Raw genomic sequence first — 12,769 nt, forward strand, 5'->3', positions numbered from 1 at the left:
CCGCGGTGTCCGGCACCTGTGACGGCATGCATTGATCAGTCAACGGCACAGGCCGGCTCTTTGCCTGAACCAACCTGGTTTTCAGAAAGCCGAATGAGCCTTTGTGCCTCATGTAGTACAAACTCCGGGTCCATGAAGGGTTCGAAGCTGATGTCCTGCCACCGAATCAATCCGTCGGCATCAATCACAAACGTTCCGTGAAGCGGCTGCTGTTCGAAATCGTCATAACAGCGGTATTGGCGGAACACGTCCATCTCGGGATCGGCGAACAGTGAAAAGGCGAAGTCATCATCATATCTCTCGCGGGCGGTACTTAAGGATTCCTGCGGATCGGTGCTGATGGCCAACAGATCGAACCCGGCGTCACGAAACTCATCAGCATGGGGATGAAACTTCTGAAGCTGTTCCGCACAATGCAGACATCCTGATCCCAGATAAAAAATCATAATCTTTGGAGACTGCCCCAGTTCGACAGATGAAACCGATTTGCCGTCGACATCCTGCAGTGTCCATTCCGGAGCGGCGGTCGGCTGCCAGCGGAAAGGACCGAGCGAATCCAGACTTGGTCGAACTCCCAAATCGGCCGGCAACTCGCGAGCAACTCTCCAGTCTCCGGGATATCCGAACTCAGCAGCCACTGAAGCCAGCTCAGCAAACAGCGGAACGTCGAGATCGATCACCGAAGAAATCTCACGAAGCGACTCAAATGTCTGACGGACTTCGTCTTTGTTACCGGCTGCCCGGTGAGTCTTCAACAGAGCTGCGAGGGGGCGAACCTCACCGGAACTCTTTTCCACATGCTCAATGATCTTCGTGAGTGCTTGTTCGGTTCTGCCTGCCGCCAGCAACACATCGACCACATCTTCCGGTAAAACATTTTCTGCATTTTCCAGCAGGCGCACGGCCGCGTCGTAGTCGCCCCGCTGAGCCGCCAGACGCCCGTCGATCTCGTCAATCGCAGACCGAAGTGCTGTCACACGGGTTTCATATTCTGTTTCCAGGTCCTGTGCGGCCTCAGAGACTGCCACATCGTCTTCCTCCTCACCGCAGACCTCAGTTTCCACGTCCGACACTGACTGTTCCTGGTCGATTTTGACCTGTGTCAGATCTGAATTCAGCTGCTGCCGGATTGTTTCGGCGTCGGACACCCGACCACACACAGCGTAAGCACAGGCCAGAGCGCGACGGACGGACACGTCCGCAGCTTCATCATCGGTTTTCTGAAGCCACACTGAATCGGCAACTTCGATGAGTTGATCATACAGCTGAAAAGTTTGCAGGACATCAAGCAGACGTTCACGACCGTATTTGTAGCTTCCCGATTTATCAATCTGATTGTATTCCGGATGTCGAGGCAGCTCGATCATGTTCATCGCCAGTTTTACGGCATCGTGGACCCGCCCAATGTGAATCAGGTTACGAATACACCATTCATTATTATGAGCGAAATTATGAATCTGATCAGGAAGGACCCGGTCTTTGATCATGTGGGCATGATCCACCCGGGCAGATGCTTCCTGGTGATAGACCGCATCGTGGTATCGATTCAGTTTCGAATAAATATGTCCCGGCATATGCCACATATGGGCAATTGACGGTGCAGCGGGTCCGCAAAGCGCGGCAGATGCCAGTGCTTTGTCAGCCTTCTTTTTGTCCCACAAATGAATGCGATAATGGTGCGCCTGATGGAGAGGCTCCAAATCATGTATTTGCTGGATAAGGGCGTCGACGGCCAGATAGCTGTTCAGCATCACTCCGGAATTGCGTGACGACCACTGAAACTCACACAGGAAAGCTTTTGCCTCGATGTCATCAGGAAATTCAAACAGCAGCGATTCAAGATCCTCGATGTATTTTACGGATCGTGCTTCCTTCTCTGATTCGTCGGTATCTGGCGCATGGAAATATCGGTCAAGTGCTTCAATGTATAGCTGTTCCCGTGGCGACGCATTGTCGCGGCGTTCCATGGCCTCTTTGATAAAACCTCTGGCTCGATCAGGATTTTCCCGATTTGACATGGCCATGCCCCAGTAGGTAATAGCGCACCGGGGATCAATCATAGCCGCCTGTCGAAACGATCGTTCCGATTCGAAAAACCAAAACCCGTGAAGCTGACCAATGCCCTGATGGACAAACGCGACCGCTTCCGGGATATCCGACGTGACGTCAAATCTGATTCTGCCGACACCGTCCATCAGATAAGCCGCCTGACGTGGTCCTTCGTTGAAGACTTCCCCGTGACCTGAATGTCCTTCGGGCAATGGGGCTCCGTCATTTTCGGCAACGGTGACTTCCGACGGACTGTCTTCGGCTGCGACTCGAGACGTCTGGTACGGATCTCCTGACCAGACGAACAGGACCGGCAGCAGTACAAATCGAAATGAACAGAAGGCGAAGCGAGACATCAGATCGAACATTCTTCCATAGGTCATAGAACAGTTTGTGATACAGCCCAAGGTAAAACATGGCGTTGTTTTACACAGAGCCAAACCCGATGACGTATTGTCGCTCGCCGGTCATCAATGATCAAACCCACAAATTTCCCGCCTGAAACCGAATCACATCCGGTAATCATCCTGATCGCGGCAGCGGTTTTGTCGACCATAACCACATAAAGACAGTTGATCCCCATTCAGCGAGCACGACCGTTAACAGTGGTTGGTTCGTACGGTGGCAACAGATACAGCAGTCAGAACTGAAACAGTCCGCGGCATATTCCTGCGGCTGCCCGATAAAACGCACCTAGAATTCCAGTGCATCGAATTCGTTCATTAGATCGTCGAATTCATCGTGCTCGCGGTTTTTCAAACCCACGGACGTTCCAACCGCCTGACGACCGTCCAGAATCAGTTCTGCATCGCGTTCGCGGACTGCCTGATCGACCGCAGACAGACCGGTTTCTCCACCGAACAGTCTGGATAGATCGATTTTCACGCCGGCAACATCTCCGTCGGCACCGGCAATTGCCGGTGTTTTGTGCTGAGGAAACACAATGGCGTGCTCCGGACAAACGCGACTGCAGGCCGGACATCCCTTTTTACAGTTGTCCTGTTCCTCAACAAGTATTCGATCAAGCGCATCGATGCCGTAAACGCCGAACAAACAGAAGTCAATGCATTCCATGCAGTTCGTACAACGACTGTAGTCAATAACAGGATACCAGCGACGCCGCGTGTCTTCCGGCAGGAGATCCCGATTAACAGTGGTGTCACCGGCATCCTGGGACTGCACGGCGGCCAGCATTTCAACGGGCTGCAGATATCGCTGCAACTGATCAGGCTTGGGCGTTCCTTCAATCCACCGCATCAAATCGAACGGCTGCCGATCGCACTCGGATTTAATCCGACGGATTTCCTCAACAAAATCCTGACAGTCTTCAGATGCCCGCAGATCAATGCAGAACAACTGACGATCAGGAACATCCACGCTGCCGATACCGCTGAACTCCGGTGATTCAGACGATTCGTCTTCCTGATCCTCATCTGCCTTCAGCAGAGTTTCACCAACGACGCCTCTGATTCCCGCTCTGTCCAGTGTCCAGCGTGATGCACGTTCATACAGCCAGCCAAGAACGATCAGTGTTCCAGGTACGGAACGTAGAAACTCCAGTCCTGAGTGATTTTGTGCCATATCATACAGGTGCGGCACCATGGTCACATGGACACCCGGTTCACGAATCAGCGTCTCTGTGATCTCGTGTTCAAGCGCCCGGCGAACCGGATGACGTCCCTGAGCCTGACAAATGACAACGCTGAGCTGAGAATCGGACATTGATACATTGTAAGAGGAGTTAAGCGGGTCGTGAAAGCCTATTCACCGGCTTCAGTCAACCGGCCGGGCTGATTCTTCATTCCATACCGGTTGACTCTCCTAATCGGAGTATTCATCCGGCCGCCGTTGAAAACAAGGCCGTAATGACATAGTGTCCGGCTGGTGTCTGAACTGAAAATACAGACTCTGATGACGCAGTCCCTGGCATCATACCAGCTGACGCTTCCCGATTTTCCGGGACTCCGTCGGTCTCTGCGACAGCCTGAGTCAACGTCAGTAATCTGGCCCTAAATAAAAGAAAACAAATTCGCCCCGGTAAGCGGTGCTCACAATATTTCGGTCGCCGCATCGGCACCGGATAAATTGGAAAATAATGAATGTCTGTCGCCCCCCAGTTTCCTGTTCCTTTGCGCGAATACAAGCCTGTTGCCCTGGATCCTGCGAACCCGACGCTGACAGCTGAGCAAAACAAGACGCTGCGAACCAATATTCAGCTTTGTCGGGACGCGATCGTTTTCTTCACAGCTGTTGCCGGAGCCAGGGGGCTTGGCGGGCACACCGGCGGGGCATACGATACTGTCCCCGAAACACTGATTATGCACGGCTTCATGAAGCACGCTGAAGCCGGCGGAACTTACGATGTCCTGCCGATCTTCTTTGATGAGGCCGGTCATCGCGTGGCAACTCAATATCTTATGGCCGCGCTGGAAGGGGATCTGGAAATTGAACGCCTGCTGCACTATCGCGAATATCTGTCCCAACTGCCAGGTCACCCCGAGCGTGGATTCACCCCCGGCGTAAAATTTTCTTCGGGCCGACTCGGGCACATGTGGCCGTTTGTGAACGGGGTCGCACTGGCCAACCCTCAAAAAACGGTATTCATGCTGGGCTCAGACGGTTCACAGATGGAAGGCAATGACGCAGAGGCCGCTCGTCTGGCAGTCGCTCAGAATTTGAACATTAAATTGCTCATCGACGACAACGATGTCACAATCGCAGGACATCCGTCCGAGTATCTGCCGGGCTTCGATGTTTCGCAGACACTTGAGGGTCATGGCCTGAACGTGAGTGTTGGCGATGGTGAGGACCTGGACGACCTGTATTCGAGAATGTGTGCGGCGGTGACAACGCCGGGACCTATTGCACTGATGAACCGTCGCAGGATGTGTGTCGGAATAGAGGGACTGGAAGGGAGCGCCCACGGGCACGATGTCATCAAGGCTGATGTCGCCAAAACCTATCTTGTTTCCCGTGGTCGGAAAGATGCCGCTGACTATCTGGATTCCGTTGAGAAAGGTCCGGGAGGACCGAGCCATGCAGGCTCAGATGGTGCCAGCACAGGGAAAAACAGGGATTTGTTTGGGCGCATCCTCAATGAGATTCTGGATGAGATTCCGGAAAAACGTCGCGTCGCCTCCGTTCGCGTGTTCGACTGTGATCTCGAAGGCAGCTGTGGGCTGAATCATGTGCGGGCCACTCACCCGGAAGTCTTTGTTCGGGGCGGAATCATGGAACGCGGTAATTTTTCGGCAGCGGCCGGCTTCGGCTATCAGGAGGGCTGTCAGGGAATCTACGGAACATTCAGTGCTTTTTTGGAAATGGTGGTTTCAGAGATCACCATGGCAAGATTAAACCAAGCCAGTGTGCTGGCCCACTTCAGCCACGCCGGCTGTGACGACATGGCGGACAACACCTGTCACTTTGGACTCAACAACATGTTTGCGGCCAACGGATTACCGGATGGCGGCAAAGACAATACCCGATTGTATTTTCCCGCCGATCAGCATCAGTTTCGCGCCTGTCTGAAGACGATTTTTCCTCATCCCGGACTTCGCTTTATCTTTTCCACACGTTCGGGTGTTCCCGATCTGTTGAACGAAGACGGCACCCGCTTCTTTGGTGACGATTACGAATTCGTACCGGGGCAGGATGAAATCATCCGTGAAGGTACCGCCGGTTATATCGTTACATTCGGTGAAACGACTTACCGTGCACTGGATGCGGTAACACGGCTCAAAAACGAGGGGGTGGATGTGGGACTTGTCTGCAAAGCGACACTGAATGTGTATGACGAGTCTGTGATGGAACGTCTGGTGAATTCACCGGCAGTCCTTGTGGCTGAGTCGTTTAACGTAAACACAGGATTGGGTTCCAGATTTGGGACAGAACTGCTGCGTCGGGGCTTCAAAGGGAGCTACAACAACATCGGGACCAACAAAGAGGGCTCGGGGGGACTGTGGCAGCAAATGGGCTATCAGGGCATTGATGCAGACGGCATTCTGGAAGCCGCGCGCAATTTGAAGTAGTGGATTGTCGATGGGTGCCGTGATGGACGTGATCATGGAGCGGAGAGAACTGGAGTTTTGAGTCTGCAGTTGTCGTCACAACTGGTCGCAATTCAGTTGGCTGGTCCACGACCGCCGTCAAACAGGATCGCAACCGATCGGGCAACGAAGACGTGCGTCGTGAACATCAGGGGCATAACGAATCGTCCTTCGACGGACCAGGTCACGGCGATCACAAGACAGCTGATCAAGTGCAGCCCAATAAAGACGCACGTGTCCGGTCTGCGCACAGTCAAAAGAAACCCGACGACCGCCATCACACAGATGAGCCATTCTCCTGGCAGGCGAGGCCGATATTCCTGCCAGATTTTCATCCCGGCCAACCGCACAGAATCCGTTGGGTGGGACCAAATCCAGTCGATCGCTTCCTGACGTCCCAGCCGCGCCCGTGCGACGTCGCGTTCCTGACGAGTGGGAAAGTGTGCCACCTCGCGTTTCAGACGATGTGTGGGTTCGGCGCTCCAGAGTCCCCTCCGTTCCAGTGCAAGATCGCTGAAGCCAGCCGGCAACTGGGACATTCCCTGTGTTCCGAATGGCATCGGAGCCTTCAACTGCAGAATGTTGCGGACGCCCCACGGCAGCACTACCAGTCCGGAAATCGCCAGAAAAAAGGAAGCTGACGCCAGAGCTCGTTTCCAGGAAGGTGGCAGATGTACATCCGTATTTTTCGTCGGTGTGTGGTAGCTTAGTCGACCCACAATTAACGCCAGGCCGGGTAGCCACAATGCAAAAATTGTGCGGTCCAGAACAAGCAGACCCGCCGTAATTCCGAGCTGGATCAGTGTCCGAGGTCGCCAGTGTCGCAGCAGCAGCAACAGCAGTATCGTCACAATTGTCAGCAGAAAGGTGGCCGTAGCCTCAGTCAGGACAGCGCGCCCGTAAACCCGTGTACGGGTATCGACGATCAGAAAACACACAAATCCGGTTAATGCTGATGCGAAATTGCCCGTCCTCAGCAGATACCAGACCAGCACCCCGGCGGTGCCGGAAGTTGCCAGGACGTTGATGATACGGACGCTCCAGAACTGACGGCCAAATTGTCGATTGAACAGCGACAGCAGGTACGGAAACAAAGGAGGCCTCTCATGTGTCACCAGCACTGGCTTGAGCTGTTCCCGGCGTGCCTGTGCTGGAGTTATCTTGCCCTCAACAACATATGGCTCCCAGAATACCGGTTCGTTGACCTGTTCAGAGAAGCCGTTTCCTTTAGCCAAATTCCAGCTGACCATGTCATACGACAGTTCGTCGCCACGTAGCGAAGGTGGATCGTTAAGGCCGTATTTAATCGCATAATGGCTTAGCAGGATGACAATGGTGGCCAGGAAGACAATCCCACCGGCCGTGCTGGGACGCAGATTCAAATTTCGGAGCCGGCTGTTCATTGGGACGATGACCTGTCGAAGTACGATCTGTGCGGCCACTGGGATGCGGACTTACAGATCATGCGTTGAATTCTTCTGTTTTCCAACGCGACAACCGACTCGTGCTGGATCAATCCACAGCAGGGGCACGGACAATCGTAATTCTACGCGACACGAATAGTCCTGTCATGTGTCCCTGCGGGCGACTTAGGCCGCAACCCTGATCCAATCGTTACAGCGACAACGGACAGCTGAATGACCTGCGTCTGGTGACAGCAACTGCGCCAGTGACCAGCATCGAAGTCATTCACGGATGGTTTCGGGCGGCCCTCATACTGTAGTCTGACGTTGTCGCCTCGAGGACATCATATCATCCACCATCACCCCCACCATGGACGATGGGCGCCATTCATCAACTGCCGCTGGCCCGGACGTCGCAACAGGCTCCAGACGGTCGAATTTTATTTCTTCCGTCAGTCTGCTGACATCGCGGGGGGGGCAATGAAGCGGTTTCATTGAGCAGAGCCGGGCGGCACTTGCCCCCACAACGGATTCTCGTGCGAATTAGGCTGGTATCCGGTCTGCAGATTCAGCAGAATTACGGATGAACTTTGTGGGGACGGATACCATCAAATACCTCAAGGTGAGGTACATTAGATCATGATGACCGAGTTTTTCGCAGAATTTCGACTTCTCATCGCAGATGACAACTCCTCCTTCCGCAAAATCATGCGCGAAGTACTGGAGCGACGTTTCCGCTTTGAGATCTGTGAAGTCAGCTGTGGTGAAGAAGCAGTGGACTGCGTGCAGGAGTACCAGATCGACATCGTACTGCTTGACATGCACATGCAGCACATGACGGGACTCGACACAATTCGCGTTCTTAAAGATATGAATGAACTGCGACCCTGTATTCTGATCACGTCTGACGACAGCGACGAATTGCGGCGTGATGCCTCAGAAGTGAATGCTCACACGGTGCTGCAGAAGCCGGTGCGACGTCAGGAACTGGTCACCACAGTGTCCCAGGCGCTGCACGACGCGTATGATGCTCCACTCGCAGACGATTTTCTTGCGTAGGCCTTGCCACGTCAGGAAAGGAGGAGGCGTGGATCTGAATTGCCGAAAGCGACTTCTTTACGTGTGGGGCTGGATTGTTCTGATCAACCTTACGGGTTGTGGAACAAGAGATTCAGGTAATCCCGACCAAACCAAAGCAGCGAACTCAGCCACCCCGCCAACCGTAACTCCGCTGGTGAATTCAAAAGTCACTGAATCGCAGATCTCTCAGCCTGCCGCTCAAACGACAGTTGCGGCAACGCGGCGACCGGACGAAGTCTGGGAGGATGCAGACGGGCGTCGGTATCTTGGCAAGATTCCCTACGATGTCTTTTTCGATCACCCTCTGGAGGTGGCCTCCGATCCTCGGCCGACTGAACCGGCGGACACTCCGTTGTCTGATGGGAATCCGGCTGACGACTCAGCAACGACCGCTGCAGTTGATGCAACCGTCGGGAGATCACCTTCCGAATCACCGCTGACAAAGGACTGGGCGTCGGTATTGCCCGCCGAAAACCTTCAGTCCGAGGTCAAATCGATTCGCAATTTTCTGAATCAGAAACTTCAGTCAGTGGGAAACTATAATTCAGCCGTCACGATGATTCCCGCCCAGGCAGCCACACTGGCCGTACTGGCCGGGATGGCGATCGAACATTCCGGAAACCTGTCATGGAAGCAGGACGCCGGCTACATCCGTGACCTTGCTGCAGCTATGAACAACAGTCCTTTGAAGCGTGGTTCCGGGGACCAGCGCAGACTGCGACGACACTTCGAGAATCTGGCCGACACGCTGGATCGGTCCCGACCGTCCGGGCTGTCCGAACCGGATCCGGAACGGCCACTGTCAGATGTCGCTGAGATGCGACTGGTCATGCAGAGAATGGAGCAGGCCGAACAACGTCTGCGGACAGAAGTCAGTGAATCGTCGTTTGCCGGGCATCAGGACCTTGTCAGACACGAAGCCGCCATTCTGTCCGGACTCGTTCGGGCCGTGACCACCGAATCATACGGCTTCGCTGATGATTCGGAATTTATTGAATACGCTGCTCAGATCGCCGATTCAGGACAGGCGATGCGGGAGGCGGTGGAAACAGAAGATTTCAGCAGTTTTCAGCTCAGTGTGTCACGTCTGGCAGGCGTCTGCCAGGCCTGTCACCGCGACTACAAAAACAACTGAAAGCAACGATTCGGTTTTATGTACCCGACACGGGCGGCACAACAACACTGAACACTGGTGCGCAACAGACTGCCTGATGTCTCGATAAGGCGTGATATCAATCCCTCAGCGTTGTTTGAATTCGTCTTTGTCCGGAGGTCGGAGAGAGTAAAGAACATCCCTCCTGGCATCGATGCCAGTGATTCCAATATTGTATTTGGTTATTATCAATTGCTGAGGTAATGAGTTCCGGGTTCGTCGACTGAATCCCAAACCGCAACGATAATGATGAACAAAGAGATTCACTTCGCCTGTTCGATAAACGCAAGACAAAACCAGTTTCAATCCAATGTCCGAACCTCCACGTATCCTTCTCCTCGGGGCTCATCCCGATGACGCCGAATACCATGCAGGCGGATTGCTCACGTGCTACCGCAAGGAACTCGACGCCACAGTCAAACTGATTTCTCTGACCGATGGAGCAGCTGGACACCACGAACGATCATCCGAAGAATTAAAAGCATTGCGACAAAAAGAATCAGCCGATGCAGGCGCGGTGATTGGCGCCGAATACCTGAACTGGGGCTTGCCCGACGCTCATTTGGAACCGACCATCGAGAACCGCAACCGCGTGATCAGGGAAATTCGCTCTTTTCGTCCCGACGTCGTACTGACCCACAGAACCTGTGATTACCACCCGGATCACCGGGCCGTCGGTCAACTCACCCAAGACGCATCCTATCTGGTCACGGTGCCCAAGGTGGTGCCAGACGTGCCTCCGCTTTTCAAGAATCCCGTCATCCTCTACATGACGGATCTTTTCACTCGACCGGCTCCCCTGCGTCCGGATTTAGTCCTGGACGTCGAACCTCAGCTCGACTCTGTCATAGATATGCTGGCTTGTCATCGTACGCAGGTCTTCGAGTGGCTGGCCTATGAACAAGGCATCCTCGACCAAGTGCCCCAGGAGCCGGAACAAAGACTGGCCTGGCTTCGGACATGGTTTGAGGATGAAATCGCCGAGCGAGCCAACCGCTTTCGGGAAGCTCTGATAGCCACCTATGGCGAAGAAAAAGGCAGAGCCGTCACCTGTTGCGAAGCCTTTGAGGTCAGCGAATACGCTACTCAGTTGGATGACGATAAACGAACCAAGCTCTGGCCATTCTAGATAAATCTGCTCAGTCCCGGCATGGCGATGCGTACAGTAGAAGCCGAACGCCTTTTCTCTTTTAAACACAAATCGGCGATCCTGGTCTACTGCCTGGCGAGGCCGTCAACAGAAAGCAACGAACAGGGAAGTCGGAGACGAACCGGACTTATCGATGGAGTTGTCGAAAGGGTCTTCCACTGTGCCGCTCACTATCGTCTCTCGCCGGTGTCCAACAGTACGCCAAGGGCTACAGCCAGACGACGGTCCAACACATGACCCTGGTCCTGGCTCATGTCGAGGACGTACCGATCCAGCAGGGTGAATTTGCGATTAAATTCACCAATTACCTTACGATCGTAGTCCGCAGCGTCGGTCGGATCGTACAGCGCTGATTCTTGATCGGGTCTCAGAAATATGTAATTGCGGCGCAGAATTCCGAACAGGTTGCCGAGAAAACGCCTCAGCAACGCAAGAATCAGCGAGTCCTCTTTGGCGACAACAAGCAGCGAACCGTCTGCGTCGTAGCCATACCAGCGTTTTCGAATGATGTTGTACAGATAATTCTTGCGAAAGGTCCCCAGTAACTGATTTTCCGCATCCGTCACTGTGTACGTGGCATTGAATAGAGCCAATTTCTGGTCCTGAAATGTCTTTAACACCAATTCCGACATATTCGAATCCGCATAAAAATCTATGTGCCGTTTTGGTCGGATCGCGATGAAAGCAGCAATCGACGCAACGACCGCGACAAGACCGCCGATGCCTGTGCCGATTTCCTGTGCTACGCCCTCCGGCAGTAAAGCAACCGCACCGCCACCCAGCAGAATCAGACCGCCTATTAGGATAAAGATCCCGACAAAAAATGACAGAAGATTGCGCATCAGGTGTGCAGGACGTTTAACAAACAGAAGTTCATTGCCCGCTTCATCCCACACGAAGTACTTTTCGGAGATTGACAGGTGCTTCTGCCGCAACAGGAATTTGTCACGGTGAAATGCCGGATGTCCGGCAGATGGAGCGTCTCGTCGAGTCGCCGCTTCATCGTCTTTGGCCTTGGCTGGGGGGACATCAATGATCCCTTGGCACTTTGGACACTTGACGTCCTTTCCACCAAGTTCGTCCTTCAGATCGTACTCCGCGCTGCATGAATCACAAATTACGTGAATGGGCATCCAATTCTCAGGCCAGAAGTCTCAAAAAACCGTGATCGTCCCCGTGGTTCATCGTAACACTCGAATCAGCAGCATACCACTTCCGTGGAACCGGTGATGGATCCCGGGAAGAAGAGTTCGTAGCTGATGAGGTCATCAGGGTCGAGCATTAGTCGTCGTCTGCAAACGAGCGTTGCTTGTGAATGATGACGCCAATCGTCAATTGGCCGAGTTTGCGCGACAGACGGCCCGGCAACAATCCGAGCTGACCCGCTCCATCACCGACCAGTCCGCCGAGCTCACACAGGCCTCCAAAGAACTGGTGGCGGCTGATGCCCTGGCCCGTCAGCAAATGATCGCCACGCATGGCGAACTGCAGCAGCAAGTCGGCGAGGAGAGAAGTGCGATTGATGATATGCGCGCCGAGGTTGTTCAGGACCAGCGAGTCATTGCCGCGCAAAGACATCGAGACCCCATCATTGCCACTGCCATCGAAAACGTGGGGTTCGGCGCGATTTGCGCGCTCCCGCTTGTCGTTTGCTGGCTGGTGATTCGCGTTGCACATAACTCGCCGATCACCAATGAAACCTGCGAGGTCCTTCTGCTGGAACTTGCCGGGGAGACCGATCGCTTTGGTCCACCGCAGCGGCGTTTCACACCACTGAGCTTTCGTCGGCCAAGTGCGCGAACTCTCGAAGATCAGAAGTGAGGGTAAGGGAACCGGAAGTGTGAACTCCCGAAATGGCAGTTAACGCAGGACAGAAAGCTTGCGTTCC

General features: G+C 54.0%; 9 protein-coding genes. 5 read left to right on the plus strand and 4 right to left on the minus strand.

Annotated features, from left to right (window positions below; translation table 11 throughout):
- Positions 1-35 precede the first annotated feature (35 nt).
- Both MK110_04820 and MK110_04825 read right to left on the minus strand, forming a co-directional pair.
- Complete coding sequence (locus MK110_04820) at positions 36-2,432, minus strand: redoxin domain-containing protein (GenBank protein MCH2210599.1); 2,397 nt, start codon at positions 2,430-2,432, stop codon at positions 36-38.
- Between the two features lie 310 nt (positions 2,433-2,742).
- The gene (locus MK110_04825; protein ID MCH2210600.1) at positions 2,743-3,771 is read right to left on the minus strand and encodes a ferredoxin family protein; all 1,029 of its coding nucleotides are present in this window, start codon (positions 3,769-3,771) and stop codon (positions 2,743-2,745) included.
- 377 nt (positions 3,772-4,148) lie between these two features.
- Here MK110_04825 and MK110_04830 point away from each other — a divergent pair, with 377 nt between their 5' ends.
- On the plus strand, positions 4,149-6,077 hold the full coding sequence (locus MK110_04830) for a transketolase (GenBank protein MCH2210601.1): 1,929 nt from the start codon (positions 4,149-4,151) through the stop codon (positions 6,075-6,077).
- Between the two features lie 92 nt (positions 6,078-6,169).
- Here the strand turns inward: MK110_04830 and MK110_04835 are convergent, their stop codons facing one another.
- Positions 6,170-7,498: a glycosyltransferase family 39 protein gene (locus MK110_04835; GenBank protein MCH2210602.1), complete on the minus strand. Its 1,329-nt coding sequence runs from the start codon at positions 7,496-7,498 to the stop codon at positions 6,170-6,172.
- A gap of 639 nt (positions 7,499-8,137) precedes the next feature.
- On the opposite strand from MK110_04835, the gene MK110_04840 reads away from it, so the two are divergent.
- The 3 genes from MK110_04840 to MK110_04850 all read left to right on the plus strand — a co-directional run bounded on the left by MK110_04840 (position 8,138) and on the right by MK110_04850 (position 10,860).
- Positions 8,138-8,557: a response regulator gene (locus tag MK110_04840; GenBank protein MCH2210603.1), complete on the plus strand. Its 420-nt coding sequence runs from the start codon at positions 8,138-8,140 to the stop codon at positions 8,555-8,557.
- Between the two features lie 28 nt (positions 8,558-8,585).
- Positions 8,586-9,713 (plus strand): hypothetical protein, encoded by a 1,128-nt coding sequence (locus MK110_04845; GenBank protein ID MCH2210604.1) that lies wholly within the window; start codon positions 8,586-8,588, stop codon positions 9,711-9,713.
- Positions 9,714-10,041: 328 nt separating this feature from the next.
- Complete coding sequence (locus MK110_04850) at positions 10,042-10,860, plus strand: PIG-L family deacetylase (protein ID MCH2210605.1); 819 nt, start codon at positions 10,042-10,044, stop codon at positions 10,858-10,860.
- Between the two features lie 191 nt (positions 10,861-11,051).
- On the opposite strand, the gene MK110_04855 is transcribed toward MK110_04850, so the two are convergent.
- Positions 11,052-12,014 carry a hypothetical protein gene (locus tag MK110_04855; GenBank protein MCH2210606.1) on the minus strand — a complete coding sequence of 321 codons (963 nt, stop codon included), beginning with the start codon at positions 12,012-12,014 and terminating at the stop codon, positions 11,052-11,054.
- Positions 12,015-12,192: 178 nt separating this feature from the next.
- Between MK110_04855 and MK110_04860 the strand changes: the two genes are divergently transcribed.
- Positions 12,193-12,702 carry a hypothetical protein gene (locus MK110_04860; GenBank protein ID MCH2210607.1) on the plus strand — a complete coding sequence of 170 codons (510 nt, stop codon included), beginning with the start codon at positions 12,193-12,195 and terminating at the stop codon, positions 12,700-12,702.
- The last annotated feature ends 67 nt before the right edge of the window (positions 12,703-12,769 follow it).

The sequence above is a fragment of the Fuerstiella sp. genome (assembly GCA_022447225.1).
Classification (GTDB): domain Bacteria; phylum Planctomycetota; class Planctomycetia; order Planctomycetales; family Planctomycetaceae; genus S139-18.

Coding starts and splice junctions, on each gene's coding strand:
- MK110_04820 (MCH2210599.1), bottom strand. CDS start 2,432: ATGACCTATGGAAGAATGTTCGATCTGATGTCTCGCTTCGCCTTCTGT.
- MK110_04825 (MCH2210600.1), bottom strand. CDS start 3,771: ATGTCCGATTCTCAGCTCAGCGTTGTCATTTGTCAGGCTCAGGGACGT.
- MK110_04830 (MCH2210601.1), top strand. CDS start 4,149: ATGTCTGTCGCCCCCCAGTTTCCTGTTCCTTTGCGCGAATACAAGCCT.
- MK110_04835 (MCH2210602.1), bottom strand. CDS start 7,498: ATGAACAGCCGGCTCCGAAATTTGAATCTGCGTCCCAGCACGGCCGGT.
- MK110_04840 (MCH2210603.1), top strand. CDS start 8,138: ATGATGACCGAGTTTTTCGCAGAATTTCGACTTCTCATCGCAGATGAC.
- MK110_04850 (MCH2210605.1), top strand. CDS start 10,042: ATGTCCGAACCTCCACGTATCCTTCTCCTCGGGGCTCATCCCGATGAC.
- MK110_04855 (MCH2210606.1), bottom strand. CDS start 12,014: ATGCCCATTCACGTAATTTGTGATTCATGCAGCGCGGAGTACGATCTG.